Here is a 25,727-nt window from a genome sequence, read left to right on the forward strand (position 1 = left end):
ATTATCTTACAGAAAAGGCTGAATATAATATTCAGCCTTTTTTAATAACTCAATAAAGATCCTTAATAAACAATCATTCCATAAATAGAACAATATGTCGCAATTAAAGACTATTTATAACCATTATGAATCGATATTATTACTTTCAAGCAAAACATAAGAATTAGGAGATGAAAGATGAATGCTTATCTACATCGTAGTGAAAATCGCGGTCATGTAAAAGCTGGCTGGTTAGATACTTACCATAGTTTCTCATTTGGTAGCTGGTACAATCCGAAATACATGGGTGTGAGTGCATTACGTGTAATTAATGACGATACGATTGCAGCACATAATGGTTTTGGTACGCATCCGCATGACAATATGGAAATTCTAACCTGTGTACTAGATGGCACCATTTCTCATAAAGATAGTATGGGTAATGAAGGTCAAATTAATGCAGGTGAATGGCAATTAATGAGTGCGGGTACAGGTGTAACCCATAGTGAAATGAATAAGCATGATAAAGCAGTACATCTATTACAGATTTGGATTCAACCAAATGTTCAAAATGCTGCACCAACTTATCAGCAAATTCAGCTCAACCCAAAGGATCATCCTAACCAATGGCATCTAATCGCAGGCGATGAATCTGCACCAATGTTGATTCGTCAAAATGCTGAAGTAAAAACAGCTGTACTTGAGAAGGATCAACAATTAGAAATCACAGCAACGAAAAAAGTGAACTATGTTCACGTGGTTTCTGGTGAAGTTATGATTGCTGATCATCATGTAAAAGCTGGCGATGCTTTACTATTTGATGAGACTGCAACAATCAAGGGGCTTGAAGATGCCCAAATGATTTGGTTTGACCTACCATAAGTCGAAGTTTAACTCGTATCTCTCCCTCTGAGGTACGAGTTTTTTTAATCATGATTACTACTATCACAACTGTTAGTATCCGAATTTGATTCATCACTAGAACGACATTCATCAGAATGCCGATCGTCATGTTCCTGATATGAATTAGATGCGGAAGTTGTTGAAGAATATGAGTGACTATAATCAGCATTATCCTGTATAGACTTAACTTTCTTCGCTAATAAGATTAAGAAAACCAAACCAATAGTAAAGACTAAAATAATCAATATCAGCACCACAATCCCCTATTGCTACTCTAATTTTTGTTCCCAAATATAGCTTAGATTTTCTTTTAAAAATTGGCATTAAAAAAGCCCGATTAACGGGCTTTTCTACAACCTTGAACATTTTTAAAAACAATCAAAATTGTTTCGTTCGTTGTTAGCTGTGTATTCAGGTTGTCATATCTTTGTTCATTTAGGAAAGATTTCTCTTTAATCCTAAATAGTATATGACTTCCTTGTTGATTAAATTATCACCAATACTAATCTCGGTCAAGTAGCATAAAATGACAAAATTTAGGGTTAAATGCCTTGCAATTTTAACTAAGCGTAATCATAGGGTAATCCTCCCATAAATAAACGAAGTTAAAAGTAGAGGTTAAGCAGCCATTAGAGGTGGCTTTCCTTTGTTAGCTTGATGTGGTCTTTCATGGTTGTAATGCCACAACCAGTTTGTTGCATAATCTTGTACTTCATCCAAAGTATCAAATAAATGCTTGCTCAGCCAACTATAACGTATGGTCCGATTATAGCGTTCAATATACGCATTCTGCTGTGGCTTACCCGGTTGAATATATTCAATACGAATACCGTGCTCAGTAGCCCAGCGCACAAATTCGTGACTGATAAATTCGGGACCATTATCGCATCGGATCACTAACGGTTTTTCTCTCCACTCCAGCAATTGATTCAACGTACGAATAACCCTGATTGTGGGCAATGAGAACCCTGCTTCAATGGCTAGGCCTTCGCGGCGGTAATCATCAATCACATTCAATAATCGAAACTTGCGACCATCGGAAAGCTGATCATGCATAAAATCTAATGACCAAACCTGATTTTCTCGGATTGGTTCTTTCAATGGTTCAGGCGCATGCCGTTTTAGTCTTCTTCTCGGTTTAATACGCAGATTCAGTGCCAACTCACAGTAAATGCGGTAAACCCGCTTGTGATTCCAGCAGCAACTCCCAACATGCCGTAAATACGAGAAGCACAAACCAAAGCCCCAATCGGAATTTTCCTCAGTGAGTTCAATGAGCTGTTCAGCAATGAGTGCATTGTCATCGCTGAGTTTGGCTTGATAGCGGTAGTAGGTTTCACTAATGCCAAATGCTTTACAAGCCAAACGAATACTAATGGCATGCTGGGCAACTGCCTGTTGTGCCATCTTACGCCGGCAAGATGGCTTTACCCTTGCGCAGCAGTGCTGCTCATTGCCATCGCTTCCTGGATGATTTCGGCCTTTAATCGCTCTTCCGCATACATCTTTTTAAGTCTGGTATTTTCGGCTTCTAGCTCTTTCAGTCGAGCCATTAATGATGTATCCATACCACCATATTTGGCACGCCATTTATAAAAGGTAGCATTACTCATGCCGTGTTCACGGCAAAGGGTCGCTACAGGTGTGCCAGATTCTGCCTGTTTCAAGATGGACATGATCTGACTGTCAGTAAATTTAGATGTTTTCATGCAGAATCTCCTGCTCGTATCTTAAGAGAAAATTCTACTTTTAGATCCTATTATTTTTAGGGGGGATTACCCTTCAAGAACAAAAATAATATACATATATAATTATAGAGCTGATGATGTGCTTTCAGAGGAGCGTTCTTCCCCTTTTTAGGAGGAAAGGCAAATGTTCTATTAAATAAGCGGCCCTGATGAGCACAGACATTTCGTAAATATGTAAGAGCATGTAACCATGACTCTAATATTTCTGGTGACAAGTCAAACTGTTTTGCAATTTGTTTACGATCTTTACTATGAACTAGATGTTGAAATAACCTAGACCATGTTCCCAAAGGTAAAACTTCCGCAATCATCCAACATGGCGGGTATTCTGGCGTATCATATTCTTGATAATAATGATGTATAAATGTTTCTCTTAGCTTTTCCTTTTCACTACCAGCATCTGCTTTTTTCGAAGTAAATTGCTTAATTCTACTAAGAAAATCCCGATGCTTGAATTGATCAGAACATTGAAACAATGTTTCATTTAAAAACCAATGAGAGCTATTGTACTTAATTGATAATTCATGATTTATAACATTTCTTACTTCCACTTCAATACGGTCTATCGCTGCTAAAATAAGACTACGTAGTTCAGAGTCAATTAAACTAATGTCTATTAAAGTATCAAACTCAACATTGGAATGAAAAGTCTGTAACCTTTTACTGTTGTCACTTGAATTTAGCTCAATTAGGGTAGCATTGTCTTTCAAACCTTTGTGCAACAAAGCCAATAGCTATTAAAAGATTACAGACTTACACGCAGACGCTTTGAGATTTGATTGATCAATTAAACTTTGAGCAGATAAAAATAATTCTCTTGAGTGTCGCCATCCAAGTTCACAATGTTCTGCTGCTGCCCAAACCAATATTACTTCCGCTTGAGCGATCTCAGCCTGAGCACATGAAAAACTTTCATTTTGTTTTAATAATTCAGCATTTGCCCAAAGATCTCTGCGCATGACACTTGATTCAGAAAGAATAGCAGTTGTCAGCGTAAATTTTTCAATTTGTCCTTGTTCTAGTGCCTCAATAATATATTTTGCTTGTTGAAGTGCTTCAGTTCTCGCAGAACTTGGACTCTTTTCACTTCCTTCGTGAGCAGCGTAACTTAACCATGTTAAGGCTTTTATCGCTTGATAATATGCAATATTTTCAGATGGTTTTAAATAAGGTATCAGACGTGTTTGTAATGCCGCAACTTGCTTATCTTTAGGATTATAAGGCTTCTGTTGATTGACATCTTGTACCAAAGAACTAGATTGCTCTCCAACAATAATTTGCTCAGATGCAGACTCAGCAAATACAGAAGTGCTTACTGCAAGCAAACTAGCAGAAACCCCTATATAAAAATAAGAACACATTTTATATAAATTATTGTGAAGATATTTCATGTTTATGGTTCTCTCGAAGCATTTATTCCAGCGTTATTACCAGCAAATAAATTCTCATCGAATTTGAATCTAAAACGAACATAAGCGCCCTGAATTGTTGTATCACTATCTACTAGATCATCATCTTTATAACCTGAGAAGTTATAGCCACCTGACAACCATAGATTTGCTGCAACGAGATACCCAACCTCACCACCCACGAGAACTCGACGCCCTGAACTCATATCAGACCATAATACACCTGTATGTATTCCTGCATCCCATCTTTCATTGATGTCATATATAGCTCTTGCACTAAACATGTGTGTCATACCTGTAGACTCTAAACCAGAGAATGTAGCCTGCACATTCTTCAACGCATATTGACCCGACAAGGTAAAATCACGTGTTGGATGATAATTTAAATGGTTCGAGAAAATATAAACATGTTTAAGATACGGATTGTTTAAATCAGTTTTATTATCATCATAACGATATTCAACTTTAGCTAGTGCATCAAAACGATTGTGTTCTGTATCACGATAAGCCAATCCTAATTGGAAGCGATCCACTAAACGATCACCGCTACTATCATTTTTGCTATCTGTTAGGCTAACAACATTTTTTGCCAATAATGTCACATCATCCGAATATTTATAAGCAACGCCTAAATTGTTCAATATCGTATCTGATTGATCTGTCCAACGTGCTTCAATGCGAGCAACAGCTTTCCAGTTAGGGTTCTTTAAATATTCAATACCTAAAGATGCTGCTGTGCTATCAGAATTTGAGTTATTGGCATTTGATAATGATTTAGTTTGCTCAAAACTCGTATTGGCATAAAAACCTTTTTCAAGTTCCCATCGATTACGTAAACCAATTGCTGCCTCAGCCTCTCTCGCACTAATACCATCCCGAACACGATATTCACTGAAGGCTGTTCCATTATTGTTATATTTACTATCAAGACCGAATACTGTTACATTGCGGCGTTGATTACTATTCAGATCATAAAGACCACCAATGCTTGAAACTAATTCGTGACGACCATAAGCACGGAGTTTGGAATTAATTTGATAATTTGCGCCCAACGCGAAAATACGACGACCCGCTTCAGAAATGTCTTGTTCATATTCAGCAAAGACATTCGAACCTTGCCAAGGTAGTTGACTGATTAATTTAGAGCGAACTGTGACACCATGATATGGTGCAACTTGTGTTGTATTCAGTGTTGCTGAATTAGATGACTCATCATAATACTTTAAACCAAGTTCTACAGCCAAAATACGGTTAATTGCCCGTTCAATACTTGCTGATACACCTTGATTTACGCCACTTAACTGATCTTCTGTGCGAATCGCTTCAAGCTTAGCTAAGCCGATTTTATTTAATTGTACACGTCCCTTAATACCACTCTCTTTACGACCAGCAGTAATAGGTGCCGCTGTATTATAAAATTCTCTATCAGCTTGGTTATGATAAACTTTCATTTCCAAGTCTTTATAAGAATAGTTTAATTCAACTCGTGCAGCATCCCCCGATAACTTACCAGTTGCATCTGGTTTCACATTTCCTGAGGTCGATGAATTTAAGTCATCATTAATATTCTCTGAACGAGCAAACTCAGCAATGAATTTACCTTTATCATTGGCAAATTTAACGACAGTATTCACACTTGCTAACTGATCTTGAGTTAGTGGGTTATTACTCTTCACATAAGAACCACCTACTTTAACTTTATCGGTGACTTTTACAGAACCAGACACACCACCAACCGTATATTCTTCACCATCTTGATCAGATTCAACTGTAATTCGCAAATATACTGGGTTTAAGTCAGCATCAACACTTGGAACTGGATCTTTCAAATAAATACTATTACTGAAAGTATCAATCTCATAATCAGTAAAACGAGTCAAACTTGTACGTGCAATAATTAAACCCGAATTATTACGATCACGCGTAATAACTTCTACTTTTTCACTGTTTTCACGCACGTCTTGCGCATTAACACCATTACCTAAACTATAAGGACCTGAAATACCCATAGCACGTTGTTCATTCACAACTTGTTGTGTATTTGTCTGTGCAGCAAACGCAGTAACTTTATATTTATCAGCTTCTACTGAACTACGAACACCTGTCAATGAACGGTTGTATTGACCTAAAGATAAGCCCTCATCATTTTCAGTACGTGTTACGTAGTCACCATACATTGCATATGAACGTCCTTTATCGACACGAACATACAATTTACTAGTAGATTGAGCATCAAAGCCTTTGGCAGCAGAGTCACCATAAACTGGGTAATATTCATCTGGACGAATATCACGGAATAATCTTTGGTTTTTATCTTTATCTGAATCATATGCAAGTGTAAGCAGGTATTCACCTTTTACCTTACCTTTCAAAAATAATGCAGCACGACCCGATATATTGCGCTTACCGTCTTTTGAAGCTGAAATCTCATTTAATTCTTCTTCAAAACCATCATTTGAATTAATACCACTCAATTCTTTAGGGTCAAACTTTTTGAAATTAAAAGAACCTTCAACCATACCTACAGCGATAATCGGTCTTAAATCAGGTAAGAAACGAATAGGTGTGCTTGAGTGGAAGATACCACTTTCAACTGATAATGTTCCTTCACCGGCTTCAATTGGCGCTTGAATTGGAACAAGTAAAGTTCCACCTTCAACGAATACTTGAATACCTGGCTGTTTTGGATCTAAGTCTACTAAGTCAATCTTACCGATTGAACTATCTAATGTGATAGGTGTACGGTTTGATACAAGCGTACCATGTCGATCGACAATTTTTAAATTAACATTAAAACGATCGCGTCCATTTGCCTGTGGAATCGTTTTACTCGGCTCAAGTTGCAACTTATCTAACTGATCCGGTGCAATAACATTAATACGTTTAATGTCTCGAGTATTGCCCATCATATCTACTTGACGTACTTCTATCGTGTTGTGACCCGTACTTAAATCAACACCAATAAAGTCTAAACCTGCAACCTGCATGTTCGGCAATACAGCACGTTTACCAATGCGTTTTTCAGGAACACGCGTTCCATTTACCCAAAGCTCAAGCTGAGTGCCTGCTGCACCTTTAACTTGAATGGAGGTCTGAGGATAAGGCAATATTTGCCCATCTTTAAGATTTAAAATTTCTAGTTGATTATTCACAGCTGTTTCTAAAGCTGCTTCAAGATTAATCATTTTGGCAGAATTAACAGTATCTACAGACTCTTCATTTGGCATAGCAAGAGTTGAGGAACTTGGTAAAGCGCTAGATGCTTGAACACCAGACTTTTCGGGTTCAAATTGTATTTGCTTGATTTCTTTAATTTGTTCTTTTGAAAAATCAAGATTACAATTCGCCTGAACTCCAACGGCTGAAATACAGCCACTCGATGGCTGTCCACGAACATCCGTAACTTTAGAAAAAATTGGATCAATCGTTAAATCAGAACGTAATATTTGCTCTAAATTTGTATTATCTTGCTCAATGCGTTTTTTACGCTCTAGCACCCGTTCAATTAAAGATTCTGAACATTGACCAACACCTTCAGCTATCGCAAAATCGGCACGATGCAATTCACCACGTTTTAAATCGACAAAACGGCTATTTGGATCACCTGCTTGGCGATTATTTATTAATACTAATTCAGAACCAATCGGTAGAGTTGTACGATCGACTTTTAAAACATGCGTTTTTGCACTAATTCCATAAAAATCATACTTACCTTCGCTATCAGTAATAACATAACTACCATCTTCAAGATAAATACGAACACCAGGAACACCTATTTCACCAGCATCTTGGACACCATTCCGATTACAGTCGGTGAAGATTTTACCAACAATAAAACCGTCAGAAATCATCATACCAGGCGTAACTTCTACTTTCGCTGATGCTTCATTAGACTCAACACCTTTCGCATCTTTGGCACGAACACGGTTGATACCATCACCATTGAGTGCATTTGGTCCAATATAAACGCGATACTGTACTTTAACTTCTTTATTTGGAGTGAGTGTACCTAGTCCAAGTGTCAAATAAGGTCCCTTACCACCTAATGGATCTTCTACCTTTTTACCATCAACACGCATTGAGCCTTGAACATAAATAAAGCCTCGAGGAAGTGTATCTGTAATCGAAACATTTGTTGAATCTGCCGTTCCACGATTTGCAACATTCACCGTATATTCTTCGAATTCACCAATTTCAGCAGTTTTATTTGAAGCAACTTTTTTTACAAATAAAGATGAATTCGTATTATCCACTTCAGGGTCAATTGGAATATCGATATTGAGTGCAGGGTCACCATTATTTAATGTGAATTGCCCTGCATAAGACCACTTTAAATCAACCGCTTTATCTGCTGGGAAACTTGAATATACCTTGCGATCACTAATAAAAGTATAACGTTTGTCACCTGGGATAGTGTTTGTGTCTACAATAAAACTATATGTACCTGCTTTCACCAGTGGATAGATAAATTCACCAGCACTATTAGTCACTTGTTTTGCAGGAATAGAAATCTTATCACCTGTTTGAGGATCAATTTCAAATGCTACATTATCACCAATTGGTTGACCATTTTGATCCAATAAAGTAACTGTAGCACCAGCTACAGGTAAACCCGTTTTAGCATCAAATACTGTACCATACGGATCGATTAACACACTTGTATTAATGTCGGTAATTGTTCCTGTAGATTGGCCTTGCGCATCCAAACAATCCGTTAAACTAATATCAACTTTATCACGTTTAAGTGTCTGCAAAACTGCATCATATTGAATGCCTTTATCTGAAAGAGTTGTTGGTAATGTATAGTGGAATACACCTGTATTTGGTCCAGTTTCAATACCAATAACTTCTTCTAAATCATCTGTTTTTGTAGATTTAATTCGAATTTTCACACGATCTGGAATATAACGATCAGCATTACAACTTGCATTTTTAGCTTCTATATACAGTGGCTTATTTACACTACCAGTTGCCAAAATATTCTTAAAATCACTCGAATTATTTGTAATATCTGCTGAGCCGCTAACTAAAGTAGATGCAACGTTTGATAACACATCTTTCTGACTATCAGTGACAGCATACGAAACTTTATAAGTATTTTTTACTGTGGTTTTTGCAATATTGCGGTTCATACTAACAACAAGATCGACTTGCTCAGATGTATTTGCAGCAATTTGTGGAAAACCGACAACAAGCTGGTTGATCTGTGTAATGTCACTTGGAGCAATAGTGCTATAACTATTATTGGCAAGCTTGTATAAAATTTTTGCTTGAGTATTTTTTACTAAAGCAGATTTAAATGTTGTATTAGGTGGTAAATCATCAACCAACAAAACCATTTTTTGTGTTTGACCATCCACCATGACATCAGTTGGTCTAGCTGGCTTCTTACCTTCATTGCTAATATTGAGCGTGTAATTTAAGTCATAATTTGCACTTGCAGAAGGCTCAAAAGTTTTTTGTTGTACTTCTTTAGTTGCAACTAATTTTGCACCATAGCTAATTGCACTATCTGTAGCGATTGCAATTGCTGTTTTATCTTCAACAACTGTTGCTTTAATTGGTAAATTAAATTGCTGACCTTCTGTTAAATTTGAACTTGTGGTAGCAACAACCCACAAATTGACACTTTGGCCAATCTGTAAAGCTACATTAGTTGTTAACTGTTGATCATTCGTATCAAATTGACCGTCTTTGTTACTATCTATGTAGATTTTAATATTGTTTAATTCATTAATTGTTAATGCTTCTAGCTGAACATTAACAGGTGCATTACTATTATTCGATAAAGTATTGGCCCATATTACTCGCACACTAGGTTCGACATCGAGTACTGGTGGGGTAGTTAAAGTAATAGCATACAAAGCTGAAACATTAACTTCGACTGTATTAGAAACTGATTGTTGTTCTTTACCATTTGCTGCTGTAAAAGTTGCGTAAGCAACGTTTTTGATTTTACTACCTACATCAGGAATATTCGCGGCATGACCATACTGCGCAGACAATATAGATATTGTCAACGTTGATAACATGAAAGACATGTTTCGACTTGCACGAATTTGCTTCTGTTGTAGCACAGCGCTCTACCCTTCAACTAAATAATCTAAATGAAAAAACTTTAAAATTATTGTTGTGGACACCTGCTTTGCGCAAATGCCCACATATTTAATCAATTCATTTTAAGCAATCGAAATTACTTAATGAATATTAATTATTTACTTTGATTACAAATTCTAATACCGCACTTGTATTAGGTACAAGAGGTGTTTTTTCAGCAGCGATAGTACCTGTTGAACCATCAGTTAATGCAGCAGTTGAAGTACTTAATGTCGCATTTGTAGCTACTGGAGATGCACTTGCAATCACTTTCAACGTTGTATATGCAGGTGTAGCATCGCTAATCACAACATTAGTTACGTCAGCATTACCTTCATTCGTTGCAGTAATTCTATACTTCACACATTCGCCTGGTTTAGCAGAAACTGTATTTTGAGTATAAGTACCAGCTGCACCCGTTACACAGTTAGCTAAAGATTGCTCTTTCACTAAACGCACTTGACCACTTGTTACAGTCGTTAAGTCAGTGTTCACTAGATCGGCAACAGACTGACCACCAACAACTGTTGGTTTGATCGTTAATACAACTGCACTTGGTGTTCCAGCAGTTGCATTTGTTGGAGCTTGAACTTTGATGAGTAAGTTAACAGATGCACCACGAGCGATACTTCCAGTTTTCACTGCAAGATCACTACCTGTGACTAATTCACCAGCATCAGCTACACCATCGTTATTCGAATCTACATATAAGGTTGTTACCCAACCATTTGCAGTTTGGTCATTCGTTAATGTAAACGGTAATGTATTCGCTGTCGCACCTTCAACGATGTTACCGTTGTTGGTTAAGGTATGCTTGTAAACAACCGTACCACCTGGTGCAACTTGTCCAGTACGGTCACTTTGCAAGCTAAGGATACGATTAGTTTCAACTGTTACACGATCAGACATTACATCTGTTAAGCCAGTAGCAGGAGAAGAAACTTTAAAGATAACTTCTTGATCACCTGCTGGAGCATTTGCTGGAGGCGTTACAACTGCAACAAGTTTAACAGTACCACCACTTGGTATATTACCTGTATTCGTGATTGGTGCACCTGTTGGATCACCTGCACCATCAGCTAAGTAATATTGAACCGTCCAACCTGCTGGTAATGTAGGTGATGTAGATAAATTATAGTTATCTCCAGTTGCACCTTTATTATCAATTGTTAATGGGAAGTTGGTTGCTTGACCAGGTTTAGTTGACTTGGTGTCAATATATTGACCAGTATCTTTACCTGACGCACCAACAACAGTACCAGTACTATTTGTTGCATCACCATTGTGTAAGTCAACTGTAGATGCAACGACTTTATCAATAACTAAATTGATTGTATCTGTACCAGTAGAATTAGTAACAGGTGTTGAAGTTAAGATCGTGCTGATTGGCGTTGTAGAAGAATAGCTAGAAGGTAGAGTTACCTTAGCAACAACTTGGTATGTAGCACCGCTTGCGATTGGACCCGTGTCTGCAACACCATCACCATTCGTATCAGTTAATGGCGTTACACCATCAGCTTTGAATAATTCAACAATGCTACCAGTTGGTAAAGAGTTTTTGTTTACACTAATGTTGAATGCTTCAATAACATTACCAGTGTTATGTACAACGATTGGCTCACCACCACCCGCAGTAACACCAAAGGTAACTGGAGTACCTTGAGTTGTTGACTTAGTAATTACGTCATCAGCTGGAGCCGTAGAAGCTTGTCCATCAGCAAAGGCATCTGCCGTACTGTCGTTAATTGTACCTTTTTTAACACCTAAAACTGTTACATCATTCGGGTTAGATGGTGTTTTAACTTCTGCACCTGGACCATCTGGATCCACTTCAGCGGTGTTTGTAATGATACCAGCTGGAGTATTTTGGTTTACTCGAACTTTGAATTTCAATACACCACTGCTGTTTGCAGCAACTGTAGGAATAACTAATGTCGCTGTTCCTGAAGTGAAGTTATATCCATCAGTATCAGCTGCATCACTTACAGCTGTACCATTTACTGTAGCAGAACCAGTAACATAAGTTAAACCAGATGGAAGTACGTCGGTGATCGTAACGTTAGTTGCGGTCGTGTTACCCGTATTTTGATAAGCTAAAGTATATTCAACTTCACGTGCTGCAGGGCTTGATGAAGTAGCATCTACATTACTAACGCTTGCAGATTTTAATAAACTAATTACAGCGCCATTGGTAATCTTAACTGTATCTACGTTTTTAGCAGATACACTTGTATCAAAACCACTGATTGCTGAAACCGTTAATTTACCTAAAGCATCCACAGCAGCATTGTTTGCTGTTGTTGCTTGAACGATTAAATTAACAGACTCGCCTGCGGCCAAAGTTACGCTTGTAACAGGAGTTTGACTATCTGGAACACCATCTTTATTTGCATCTAAATAAACATTTAAACCGCTGAAATCATAATTATCAGTCGTGTTATCACGTGTATCATTATTGGCAACAGCTACGTTAAAAGTATCACTACCATTACCAGTATTTGTTAATGTGTGAGATAGAGATACTTGACCGTTCGCGTTAGCAGTTTGAGTTTGATCTGCGATCAACGTGAAACTTGCTACTTGCAATACAGTCGTAGTAACGACGTTTGATGTCACAGTTTTATTAGAACCGTTGCTATCTGTATAGCTTGCAGATGCAATGTTACTAATGTTTGTGCCCGCACTAGGAGCTGCTGCGTGTGCTGAAGGAAGGAAAGCTGCACCACCTGCAACAAATGCAATCGAAGCTGCTAATTGCGTTAGCTTTAAACGTTGAGTTTGATTTGACATTCGGAACTTACCCCTGTTGAATATTCAATGTCAGTTTGTTTAATTTTTGGTTTTGTCACTGTTAATACGCGTTTGGGCTGATACCGTTACAGATTTCCCAGCAGGAAGTTCTGCGATCGTCCAACGTAATGCACGATAATCTTTCAGTGGAACATTCACCATTTGATTACCCTCTTTGCGTTTTAAAGGCATCGGAGCAAAATTTGTACCGTCCGTACTTGCTTGCGCGTTTTCTGGCTCAGATTTCGCTAAAAATAAAGTTTCTACGGGTATTGGTAACGTCGCAGCTAAATTTTTAATTTTTCCTGATGTATTATTCGTATACGTTGCACGATACTCGATTACATCGTTTGGTTTTACTTTATTGACTAACTTAGCTACTGGTTTCCCATCTGTGCTTACACTAATGAGGTAAGTTTTTAATTCCACAGATACAGGATCTTTTGCAACTTTAGTTTCAGCAGATACACTAACCGCCAAAATCAAACTAGCTGCACCAAGTAAACCTTTTTTCCAATTATCTTTTATATGCATTTGATCTATTCCAAACCGTGTTACATAGACTTAAATTCAGTTTAATCTAGCAAGCAAATTACTTCTATTCGGCGTAAAATACAACAATTTATGTATTTTTGTTGCTGAAAATCACATTTTTTGTAAAATTCACCTAGTAATTCAAATAAAAGCAACTTCCATACCAACTTCTTGTACAAAGCATGCCAAATCAATAATATTTTCGGCATGCTGTATCTATTATTTACTATTGGGACACACAAAATCTCAGAGTACCTGAAGCTGATGAATTTAATAACCCAGTCAAGCTCCATTCAAGATAATCACCAGAACGGTTTGTATTACAAGTATTTCCACTTGGTGTAAGTCTACAACTCATACTGCCAAAATTAGTACCAATTGGTAAACTATCTTTCACTTTTACGTTCTGTAATTTCTTGGTACTGTTATTTTTATAGGTGATTTCATACTCTAAATTATCTTGCTTAGCAGCCTGATTAGTCGTTACAAATGCGTTTGTATCGGAAGATGTTGAAGGACAACTTGCAACTGCACGAACTTTTTTTGTCAGTGTTAAACCAGCACTACCAATAAGTGTCACATCCTGACGTTTAAGCGTTTGCCCTAAAATCGTTTGTGCCGGATTTGTCAGAGCAAATTGGTAACTTGCTTGAAGAGTTCCAATATGTTGTGCGCCAGCAGTAACATTAGTTGGTACATGAACTCGCTGTACTAAACAAATATCAACACTTGGCTGTAATAGAACAGTACTTGCAGCAGTTGGGTTAAATACAACTTCACCCATATCTACCTGACCATTACAGTTCGTATCTCGATAAACCAATGCTTGCCATGGTTGATCAGCACTAGCATTTGGTTGTTGAGTCTGAGTCTGTAATAATTGAGTGAGTTGAACTGGAATTTGTGTGCTTAAACGGTGAGGATAGTCCGTGACATCTCCAGCAATAGCTGTATGCTGCCCATCTTCATTCAACACAACATTAACAATCACATCACCAAAATTATTTGCTGTATAGCTTGTTGCACTTGTCTTGGTTAAAGCAATAGTATCTGTTGAACGAGTGTAGCCCGTTGTGCCACTGACAGAAATATATTCAGGTAAATTCTGCTGAACAATACAAAATGATGATGGTAATAAGCTTTGTTCAATTGAGAAAGCATAATCACCATTCGCACTTGTCACTGTTGAAGCTAACTGCGTAGTACTACAGTTATTCAAACGAATCGTACTATTTGCAATCCCAACTTCACCTGCATCTTGTATGCCATTATATGCTTTACTCACATCTAATGTTGTTCCGCTATTATCAACAAATACTCGTCCAGTAATATCAACGTAAATAAGCTTCGTATTTGTAAACGTACAAGTAATATCGGCGCCCTCTTTTATGCGAACAGCGGGAATCGTCACAATATTATTTACAAGCGTCCAAAAAGTACCCGTATTACCCGTTACACCGCTATTTGCATCTACACAGCTAACACTTGATAAAACATATCCTGCTAAAGCACTTTCTGTAAAAGAAACATCTGTATTCAATGTTTGCGCCCAAAGCTGTTGTGCAGAGGTTGCTGTGGTTCCTGCTGTCACTGTAGTTACAGAATCCGTGGTAACTGCTGTTGTACTATTTACAAGATTGCTAAGATTAATATAGTTAAACGTACCCGTCCCATTCACAGAGTTTTTAGCAATTTTAATTTTTGCACCATCTATAATATTGATACTTGCAGGGACCCCACTCGTAGTTGCATTGTCATAATTTGTAGTTGAACAACTGCCAGTGAGTGATAAACCAATTGATCCATAACCACCAGACGCTCTCTCACTATTTCCAGAATAAGTATTTCTGTTAGCAATACGATAAGTAATTCGGTGATAACCTGGTGTTAAAGCAGAAGATGTTGATGATGAAATACCTCCACCCAAATAGTTATTTGAGCTACTCACTACAACACCATCCACCATGATATAACCACTATCATCAATACCAAGACTGGTGTTACCCATACATACCGTTATTGTTTGTGAATTAGCAATATACACCCCAGTAGTGAATTCCCATGCTCTACGGTTATCCCCAATGTCTGGGACATCAATGTTATTTAGTTGAACTGTTGCATTTGCATCTGAACTCATATTGGTAATAATTCTTTGAATCATCGCAGAAGCTGTTGTACTTGATGCTCCATAAGTTGAATCACTGGTACCATTGTTACCAGAAATTAAGTACCCACCTGTTGGACTCGCTTGGTTAGCTGGCCACGCACTTACGATTGATGAACTCTCATCAGCAAAAGCACCAACTTTTGTAGTTCCCCCAGTACCTTCATAACCCACCCAAAATGCACCATTTGGTCTATATTCATTTTGTTGATTACTTCCCCATACTTTATAGAGTGTCTCTCCTACACCACTACCTGGGTTAAATTCATCACTCGATACTTTAACGGTTGCTTGCTGAGCAGTACCTAGAGAGGAAGCCGCCGTTGTGCTGTAACTCACAGATAATTGTTTTGTAGCCCCATTAGCCATACTACCTAAAGGACATGTCCAGTTGCTACCACTTTGGGCACATGCCGCCCCACCGACAACACTTACACCCGTCACTGTCACACCCGTTTGTGGTGCGGCAATATAGGTTGCGATGGCATTGGTTGCATCGTTCGGCCCTTCATTTTTAATATTGATGGTTTGTGTACCAACTCGTCCTCGTACAATCGTTGGTAAATCAGAAGTAATTGTAAAACGAGCTTCTTTGATAACTGGATCTGGTGTAATTGCTGTTGGGTTAACGATCACGGCATTAACAGAACTACTCACTAGCGTATTTGATGAGGTTGACTCTATTGTTGCTGTATTGGTTAACGTACCTGCTGCGGTTGCTGTACCCTGAATCGTGATTATACAGGTTGCTGTTGTTGCTCCCGTAAATAACCCAGAGACTTTCCAGCCTGCGGTATTATCGCCTGTTAATGTAGGAGTACAGGAGGTAGTAACAGGGCTTGAACCTCCTGTACCTTGTGTCGTAGCTGGTGTTCCGACAATAGAAACATTTTTTAAACTGACTGGGAGTGTGTCATTAAAAGGTAAATTTACAACTGTGCCACCCAATGTTGCACCTGATGGTGTATTGTTAGTAATTTCCAATTGATATTGCATTAATGAACCGAGAGGCACATTGTCCAACTGAGTTGATACAAATGTGCCTGTGTTGCCTACACGTTGTTTTTTAACCAAGGTGACATCACTATCAACATCCATACTTGAGATGCCAAAAAAGAAAGCATCTGCTCCAGTAGTTGACCAAGTCGAAGCTCGCCCATCTCCTCGAACATAAATATCAAATGTCAATGATGTAATTCCCTTACCTTTGATATATACACTTCCACTCGCACCACCATTCCCACTGGCTGCTCTAATTGTAGTGGCATTATTTACAATATCATTTCCGCTAACTGTTAATTCTTTACTTCCCGCTAAACGACTCATTACTACAGGAACATTACTACTTGTTAATGTAAACTCCGCACCAAAACCTAAACCAGTTGTTGTTTCTGCACCTAAAGCGCTAGCTTGTAATATTGGATTAGTTACAGCTCTGTTAAAGTTAATAACTATAGTGCCCATTTTAATTCTAGTATTTGTTGGCGCATTTGTTGCATTTAATCCCCTTGTAGTTATTTCCATAGCGACACCATGGTTTGTACTAACACTAATACCACCATTCGTACTTAAACAAGCAGTGCCATTAGTACAGCCTGTTGGCGCATTTTGTAAGGAAGCAGCAAACATATTGTCAGCGGGACTACCATAACCATTCATCGGTCTTAAAATATTTACAGGTTGTACAACTGCATTTGAATCAGTGTCTCCACCAATAAAAATATCTGGCCTAGTCAATGAACTAGGAGCGCTTGAATAAGGCGTACGGTTATATACTGAGTTAGTAATCGTATAACTAACCGTTGTTGTCGGTGCATATGTCTCACTATTATTATCGGATGGATTATTCCTATTTAACAAAAAAGTGTGCGTACCTGAAGATGCAGTTGGACCCTGCCCAGACCCAGAGCCTGAATAAATCTCAATGGTTGGTGGAGCAGCCAATATAGCTTGACTACACATCAAACAAGTTAAGATAAACAAAACCAAAGTATATATATAACTAACTTTATGATTCATCATGCTGTAATTAGAGATATTCTTTTTCATTTTTTGCTTACTGACCCACATAGCGCACCCCGAAATTAAATTCATAACTTTGGTTTGCAGCCACACTATTTAATGTTCCTGAAACCGCACCAGCATTACCAACTGTGGGAGCCGTCATACTACTACATGATGTGCAGATAGGCGATTGAGATAAAACTGTATAGGCAGGCGTCATGTCTCTAAAGGTAAATGCAGTACTCATAGCAGTAGCACTTGTATTGGTTAAAATCACCTTATACAAAACACATTGGCCTTGGCCATTTGCTTGTTTACCGATATTGAGACTATTTGTTGTATAGGACTCATCAGCTGTGCCATCACAATTAAAATCACGTGCTTGCAACTTACTCAACTTCAATTGTCTCTGATTCACTGTAGTTACATCAGTAATTGATGCCAAAACTTGACCATTCGCATTATTCGTTAAATTAATCGTGGTGGTATTCGCTTGGGCAATATTATTTGCTACAAGATTTTTAACCTGAAGCAATAATTTGACTTGTGTATGTGCTGCTAATTTTCCACCCGGCAAGTCAGCTAAACTTCTCATCACCAAATCCCCAGCATCAAAAACACCATTTCCATTTACGTCATAGAAAAGAGTGCTGTTAAACTCAACCTGATCGTTATTCGAAAGAAAACTATAGTTCCCTGTATAATCAACATCGGTGTTATTAGTCAAAAGATGACTATAAATGATGGTGCCTAATGGCGAGACTTGTCCACGAGAATTTGGCGTGAATTCTACTTTAGCCACAGAATTGACACTTTGAATGGTGATCGCATCCTTAATAATATCTTGGCTCGGATTACTACTATTATTACCGCTTACAAAACTTGTAGAAAGAGCGCGAAAATAGATCGGTGTAGTTACACTACTATTCAACTGATCTACTTCGACAACTGCACAGATTAACTGACTTTCACCATTATTCAGATAGATGGTTTTACCTGTTTCACTACCTAAGACACTACAGTTTGAACCATTTCCAGAAACATAAAAACGAACACGGTTCACGCCATTAGGCAAAGTTAGGCTTGTAAAATCACTTGTTGAGTTCGCACTGAGTAAATATTCAGTTCCAATACCAGTATGGCTCACTTTTAATGGGAATATTGCTTGCCCACCCGCAACAGGATTGATACTTGTTGATGCAATCACAGTTTTCCATGGGTTGCCAGCATTATCAACATTTCCATTACCCAAACCATTGTTTTCAGGACTATTGGTTAAATCAACTAAACGTGCTACCGTTGTGGCAAGTAAATTACCCTGATCTTTAATCGAACTCGTTTTGCTAATATCACCTAAAGACTGAGCTTGAGGTGAAACTTCGAATGTCGTATCAGTCGTTACAGCATAACTACTAGGTAAACGTACTTTAACAACGATTGGTAAATTTACACCTGCGGATAATAAACCTGTATCAGGAATACCATCTCCATTGCTATCTAATAATGGGGTTACGCCATCTGCACGATAAAATTCAATTTGGCTACCTGTCGGAAATGTACTACCTGTCATTGTTACATTAAATACATCAGTATTATTACCATTATTCCAAACATAGTTATTGAAGGTAAGCTCCCCACCTTGAGCCACAGCAGAAGCAATAACCGTAGCATTATTGTTTACATCAGTTGCACTACCATTAATTTTGACAGCATAAATTGAAGCAACATTAAGTACAGCTATGTTACTGAGATCAGATATATTTGCTGTTGTTGTATTATTATCATGATCATACTGAAAATTAACGGTATTATTAATTGGTCCAGCAGTTGTTTTATTTACTTTAACTTTAAATTCAATATAGCCAGTTGCATTTGCTGGTATTGAGCTAATGACTGCAGTTACAGTATTTGATGTCACACTGTAATTGATTCCTGGTGGATCGTCACTACCAGTACTTGGATTTACAGTTGTACCGTTCCAATTCTCACCAGCATTTGGTTGATAAACCAAACTTGAATTGAGTGTATCTGTTAAAGTTACAGAGCCTGTCGCTGTACTACCTAAATTTTGATAATCTAAACGAACGGTAACAACGTCTCCATTTGCCACGCTTGTTTGAGAAAACTTTTTACGAACAACTAAAGCAGACTGATTCGTAACAGTTGCTGTATCGACATTGGTCTTTGTTCCAGATGCACTATTTAAAGAATTTACAGTTAATGTTAATGATCCATTTTGACTAACCGTTGCTCCACTCGGTACATTTGCCGCCACAATAAGACCAACTGACTCGCCCGCACTTAAAGAATAAGAAGTAATCGCTGCACCATCCGACACGCCATCATTATCTTTATCTAAAAATACAGATAGATTACTGTAGTCATAGCTATCTCCAGTATTATTTGTTACTGCAAAGGTATACTGGTCGACTTCATTACCCGTGTTAGTCAAAGTATGGTTAAAATATACAGTCTGACCCGCTACGACATTTTTAGTATTATTTGCCGTCAAATTAACAGAATAAACTGGAAGAATCGTTGTTTGAACTAAATTCGAACGGCTGACTTGAACAACGGTTGAACCTTCTTCAGTGTACTCACCGATCGCCATATTACTAATGATTTGGCGTGTAGGAACAGCAGCAGAGCTAGACTGATGCACTCCCAACAAAGTAACCAACAAAATCCCTAAAGTGATCTTGCTGTTGCGGATATTTTCTAATGTATTGATTATATTCATCTTCTAGCATCCGCCTAACTTAAGGTGTAACCTGAATAGAAAAATACAACGCTGCTTGCTCCTGTGGTGCAAGTGCTCCAATATTTCCAGATATTTGATCTCCACTCACAGCTACAGAACCCTTACTCACTGACGGCGGCAATGCATTTCGCAAAATACTATAAGCAGGTACCACATCATTAATCACAACATTCGCTGCTGGTGTTGAACCATCATTTTTAATTGTTAAACGATAGGTAACGCATTGATTTGGTTTAATCGTCAATGGGTTACTTGCATAGGTCGCAGTGGCAACATTCATAAGTGCACATGCTTCATCTTTAGACTGTTCTTTGATCAGACGAAGTTGCGTAGGATCAACTGTTGTTAAATCTGTATTTTGAATTGTTGTAAGTGTTAAACCTTGGATTGTATTCGTGGCAGAGACGACGATATTCGCTGCACTAGAAATACCATTTACTGCAGTTAATGGAGCTTGAACTTTTAAAATTAGCTGAACTGAACTTTGTGGGTTTAATCCACCAGTTATAGACAAATCAGTAGCTATTGGGTCTGTGGTATCTAATACACCATTATTATTGGCATCGTAATACAATGTATAAGTGAAACCATCATTAATGTTTTGAGGGACTACGTTAAGACTTACTTTTCCGCTTGTATCACCTTCAACAAATGTACCCATATTTTTTAATGTATGCAGATATACAACTGTACCGCCGACATTAATCCGCCCTTGTTGATCATTTGCTAAAGTCAACTTGCGTACAGCCACATCAACTTGATCTTTAATACTATCACCTTGAGCATTCATCGGTGATTTCATAGCGAACCAAATTGGTAAACTTGTCAAAGTCGTATTCGCAGGAACAGTGACAACGGCACAATACTGTTTAGTTGTTCCAGCCGCCATGTTGCCAGTACTGGTAATTTCACCTTGTAAGGTCTGACATGTTGCATCACCATTATAAAACTTCACTACCCAATCTGTTGGTAACGTCGTATTGATACTATTAATGTCAATCTCTGTACTCGATGCATACAAATTATAATTATTTGAGGTCGTGCTGTTATTTCGAATAACAAGTGGGAAAACAGCTGTTGCACCTTTTACAGCATTTTTCACCAATAAGGCTTGCCCACCTGAACCAGTAACATTCCCAACCCCCACACCTGAATTGTTGCTGTTATACAAATCGCTTTCGCCCACAGCAACTGTATTGACTAATCGATCACGCGTACTATTTTTTATATTAGTATCTGTTACAGAAGTTGCGGTAATGTCGAAATCCATTGTACTTGTAGAAGTACAATTCGCTGGGAAATAAACCCCTAATTTAATTCTTTTTGAAGTGCCGTAAGCCAATCCACCTGTATCAATGACACCATCGCCATTAGTATCTGTCAGCAATGTACGACCATCTGCATGATATAAACGAACTACAGCACAACTTGGTACATTACTTTTAACGAAGCTTAAATTATAAGTATCCGTCGCCTGTCCTGTATTCCAAACATAGTTATCAAACTGGATTTCTTTTGCTACACCCCCAAACGTATTATTTTGGGAGTTTAAGTTATTCAAGCCACCGTTTGGCTCGCCATCATCATTCGCGTTACTTGGGCTATTGTTAAGTACAACACCTAAGATTTGCTGAACGTTAAAAATTACAGTATTGGTTAGCGTATTTTTCAGAATAGCATTTGATGCATTGTATTGTTGATAGTCGGCGGTATTGGCAACTTTTTCGGCAGCATTCGCATTCACAGTGACTTTAAAACTTACTGTGCCTTTACTTAAAGCTGCCACACTTGCAAGCTCTACATCTACTTGCCCATTACTCACTTTATATTTTATTGGCGCATTTGCACCCGTCTCAACATCATCAGCATCAGTTAACGATCCTGAACCATTCCCCCAACTACCGCTACCCGATTTATATGTTACATCTGTAGCTAATATATCTCTCAATACGAGTTTTGCTGCCGCAGTACCCGTATTTGTATAAGCTAAGGTATAAGTAATTTCCGTGCCAGTTTTACCCGTGCTGATATTCTGTGATTTCGTCACTTGAATTACAGCATCATCCACAACTTTTGCTGTGTCACTAACGGACATAGCGATCGCATTATCATGCTTGCTTGTAGCTGTTAAAGTAAAATTAGCAACGTTATTTGCAGTTAGGTTGGTTGGAATACTTCCAACGACAACTAATGAGGCAAACTCGCCAGCTTCTAAGCGAAAACTTGTGGTTGAATTCAGTAGATTATTATTATCATCAGGCTCGCCATTCTGATCCCGATCGATGTAAACGGCTACATTATCTAGATTAAATTGATCATTCGTTAACTGAGTAAGGCTTAATTTATAGTCGTCTACAATGTTACCAGTGTTGGTTAAAACATGAGGGAAGTTAACTTTGCTTCCGATAGTTCCGATATTTTGCTGATTACTTTGTAAAGTTAAAGAGTAAATTGGTTGAACAGTTAAAATAACTGCATTTGAATTAATAACTTGCAGATTACCTTGTTCATCATAGAAGTCACCACTTGCAATATTGGTGATACTGCTTCCTGCTTTAGGTTGGGCAAATGCAATAGAACTATGAAATCCAACAAATAAGCCAAATAAAGCGATAAATGAAGTTTTTGAGACAGCACTTTTCTTGAATCGGCTTATCATGTTTCAGAACCCACAAAAAATTAATAAAGTCTTATTAGCATTTTGACAAAAGCATACTGTAAAAACACAAAATTGAACACAAAAAAATCAAATAAAGTGTTTTATATGGTAATCCCCCTAAAAATAATAGGATCTAAAAGTAGAATTTTCTCTTAAGATACGAGCAGGAGATTCTGCATGAAAACATCTAAATTTACTGACAGTCAGATCATGTCCATCTTGAAACAGGCAGAATCTGGCACACCTGTAGCGACCCTTTGCCGTGAACACGGCATGAGTAATGCTACCTTTTATAAATGGCGTGCCAAATATGGTGGTATGGATACATCATTAATGGCTCGACTGAAAGAGCTAGAAGCCGAAAATACCAGACTTAAAAAGATGTATGCGGAAGAGCGATTAAAGGCCGAAATCATCCAGGAAGCGATGGCAATGAGCAGCACTGCTGCGCAAGGGTAAAGCCATCTTGCCGGCGTAAGATGGCACAACAGGCAGTTGCCCAGCATGCCATTAGTATTCGTTTGGCTTGTAAAGCATTTGGCATTAGTGAAACCTGCTACCGCTATCAAGCCAAACTCAGCGATGACAATGCACTCATTGCTGAACAGCTCATTGAACTCACTGAGGAAAATTCCGATTGGGGCTTTGGTTTGTGCTTCTCGTATTTACGGCATGTTGAGAGTTGCTGCTGGAATCACAAGCGGGTTTACCGCATTTACTGTGAGTTGGCACTGAATCTGCGTATTAAACCGAGAAGAAGACTAAAACGGCATGCGCCTGAACCATTGAAAGAACCAATCCGAGAAAATCAGGTTTGGTCATTAGATTTTATGCATGATCAGCTTTCCGATGGTCGCAAGTTTCGATTATTGAATGTGATTGATGATTACCGCCGCGAAGGCCTAGCCATTGAAGCAGGGTTCTCATTGCCCACAATCAGGGTTATTCGTACGTTGAATCAATTGCTGGAGTGGAGAGAAAAACCGTTAGTGATCCGATGCGATAATGGTCCCGAATTTATCAGTCACGAATTTGTGCGCTGGGCTACTGAGCACGGTATTCGTATTGAATATATTCAACCGGGTAAGCCACAGCAGAATGCGTATATTGAACGCTATAATCGGACCATACGTTATAGTTGGCTGAGCAAGCATTTATTTGATACTTTGGATGAAGTACAAGATTATGCAACAAACTGGTTGTGGCATTACAACCATGAAAGACCATATCAAGCTAACAAAGGAAAGCCACCTCTAATGGCTGCTTAACCTCTACTTTTAACTTCGGTTATTTATGGGAGGATTACCATATCTAAACACTTTATCTTACGATAAAATTCCATTCTATATCTGCATACTTACTAGACCTATTTCATAAATCATTTTTTACTCAACTCCAAGTTATAAATTCCAGCAATTAGATTGAATCTCAAACCAAGTCTTTTAGCTCTATTACGATAACGCTCCGCAAGGATCTTGAAAGTTTTTAGACTGCCAAATACATGCTCAATTGCTATTCTTCTTTTATTGATTTCCTGATTATAGTTTTTTAGTTCAGGATCCAATTTACAGCGTCTTTTGGTTTTTACGGCAACAGGCTATTGGGATACAAAGTATAAATCCCCTGATAACCCTTTATATGCAAGAACAAAGGCTCCTGAAGGAATATGGTTTAAATTTCGTTTGAACAACTCGAAATCATGCATTGCATCGCGACTGCTACATAAACTCAGAATTTGCTGAGTCTTGTAGTGAATCATGGCCTGTACTTTAAAGGTATGGGTCTTTTTCTTGCCGCTATAGCTTTTCTTCTATTTTTTAGGCATTTGGATTGGAATTTCCGTGGCATCTATGATCACAACATTCCAGTCGATGCCTTCGCCCTCGGGTAAATCTTTGGGTAAATTGAACAGATTGGACCAAATCAGGCAGTCTTCAACATGACGGACAATTCTTGAGGCTGTGGGGTCTGAAATCCCGTAACTCGCCTCAACGTGAAATAAGGTTCGGTATTCCCGCCAATCGCTTAGACAGAGCAGAACCTGATCCTCCAGAATTAACTTGGGCGGTCTGCCTTTGGCAGAGACATGCATTTTCAATTGGTCAACCATTAAATAAAAGGTTGATCATGAGATGCCTGTGTATCGCTTAAACTGAGGATCAGAAAGCTTGTTTGAATCGATGTATTTCATCCGCAGATTATGCACGAATGTCAAGAAATCTGGAGTGTAAATATTAACCAAAAAGAAGATCGTTTTTTGATTTATGAAAGAGATCTACTGTTTAAATTAGGGGCTTAGGAAGTTAAGCATATCAAAAAGTATGGTAACTTCCTTATATGAAAGCAAAAAATAATTGCCGCGCTTCACTGGTTTTTGCATAAATCCACCTTGGTGTCGTAGCAGCACCAAACACAAAACCCAAGTGTAAACTTGGGGGCGTTTTGGTGCTAAAACGAAAATAATAATGTGTTTTTGACGCAGATTTTGACGATTTTAAACCATCAAGCTGACCAATTTAGCATTAAAAACTCTTAAATTGCCTTAATTTTAGCTACTTAACTAATTGATAATTAAGTATAAAATTTTGGTAGGTATATCCAGACTCGAACTGGAGACCTCTACGATGTCAACGTAGCGCTCTAACCAACTGAGCTATACACCTAGAATGAACAGCATAAT

10 protein-coding genes, 1 tRNA gene and 3 pseudogenes are annotated in these 25,727 nt (G+C 38.1%); 2 read left to right on the plus strand and 12 right to left on the minus strand.

What is annotated here, in order from left to right:
- Positions 1-177: 177 nt before the first annotated feature.
- Positions 178-861, plus strand: a complete 684-nt coding sequence (locus F948_RS01960) for a pirin family protein (RefSeq protein ID WP_004959403.1) — start codon at positions 178-180, stop codon at positions 859-861.
- Between the two features lie 639 nt (positions 862-1,500).
- On the opposite strand, the pseudogene F948_RS01970 reads toward F948_RS01960, so the two are convergent.
- The 9 genes and pseudogenes from F948_RS01970 to F948_RS02015 form a co-directional block, all read right to left on the minus strand.
- Positions 1,501-2,591: pseudogene (locus F948_RS01970) on the minus strand (IS3 family transposase).
- A 56-nt stretch (positions 2,592-2,647) separates the two neighbouring features.
- Positions 2,648-3,340 (minus strand): Abi family protein, encoded by a 693-nt coding sequence (locus F948_RS01980; protein WP_227545350.1) that lies wholly within the window; start codon positions 3,338-3,340, stop codon positions 2,648-2,650.
- Positions 3,341-3,367: 27 nt separating this feature from the next.
- Entirely contained in the window at positions 3,368-3,955 is a 588-nt protein-coding gene (locus F948_RS01985) for a hypothetical protein (RefSeq protein ID WP_017397379.1), read from the minus strand.
- A gap of 68 nt (positions 3,956-4,023) precedes the next feature.
- Complete coding sequence (locus F948_RS01990) at positions 4,024-10,116, minus strand: SdrD B-like domain-containing protein (protein WP_004959418.1); 6,093 nt, start codon at positions 10,114-10,116, stop codon at positions 4,024-4,026.
- Positions 10,117-10,246: 130 nt separating this feature from the next.
- On the minus strand, positions 10,247-12,925 hold the full coding sequence (locus F948_RS01995) for a beta strand repeat-containing protein (RefSeq protein ID WP_004959421.1): 2,679 nt from the start codon (positions 12,923-12,925) through the stop codon (positions 10,247-10,249).
- A 39-nt stretch (positions 12,926-12,964) separates the two neighbouring features.
- Positions 12,965-13,459 carry a hypothetical protein gene (locus tag F948_RS02000; RefSeq protein WP_004959425.1) on the minus strand — a complete coding sequence of 165 codons (495 nt, stop codon included), beginning with the start codon at positions 13,457-13,459 and terminating at the stop codon, positions 12,965-12,967.
- Between the two features lie 226 nt (positions 13,460-13,685).
- Positions 13,686-17,693 (minus strand): beta strand repeat-containing protein, encoded by a 4,008-nt coding sequence (locus tag F948_RS02005; protein ID WP_004959428.1) that lies wholly within the window; start codon positions 17,691-17,693, stop codon positions 13,686-13,688.
- A complete protein-coding gene (locus F948_RS02010) occupies positions 17,680-20,367 on the minus strand; it encodes a DUF11 domain-containing protein (RefSeq protein WP_004959431.1) in 2,688 nt (895 codons plus the stop codon). The genes F948_RS02005 and F948_RS02010 overlap by 14 nt, the downstream gene beginning before the upstream one ends.
- A 19-nt stretch (positions 20,368-20,386) precedes the next feature.
- Complete coding sequence (locus tag F948_RS02015; RefSeq protein ID WP_004959434.1) at positions 20,387-23,047, minus strand: DUF11 domain-containing protein; 2,661 nt, start codon at positions 23,045-23,047, stop codon at positions 20,387-20,389.
- Between the two features lie 177 nt (positions 23,048-23,224).
- On the opposite strand from F948_RS02015, the pseudogene F948_RS02025 reads away from it, so the two are divergent.
- Positions 23,225-24,315 (plus strand): annotated as a pseudogene (locus tag F948_RS02025) (IS3 family transposase).
- A 110-nt stretch (positions 24,316-24,425) separates the two neighbouring features.
- Here F948_RS02025 and F948_RS16630 read toward each other — a convergent pair.
- From F948_RS16630 to F948_RS02035, 3 genes and pseudogenes are all read right to left on the minus strand, one after another.
- Positions 24,426-24,620 (minus strand): annotated as a pseudogene (locus F948_RS16630) (transposase family protein); the annotation flags it as partial.
- Between the two features lie 237 nt (positions 24,621-24,857).
- A complete protein-coding gene (locus F948_RS16470; RefSeq protein ID WP_228128833.1) occupies positions 24,858-25,139 on the minus strand; it encodes a transposase family protein in 282 nt (93 codons plus the stop codon).
- 494 nt (positions 25,140-25,633) lie between these two features.
- Positions 25,634-25,710: transfer RNA gene (locus F948_RS02035), tRNA-Val, on the minus strand.
- Between the last annotated feature and the right edge of the window lie 17 nt (positions 25,711-25,727).

The organism is Acinetobacter junii CIP 64.5 (assembly GCF_000368765.1).
Taxonomy (GTDB): domain Bacteria; phylum Pseudomonadota; class Gammaproteobacteria; order Pseudomonadales; family Moraxellaceae; genus Acinetobacter; species Acinetobacter junii.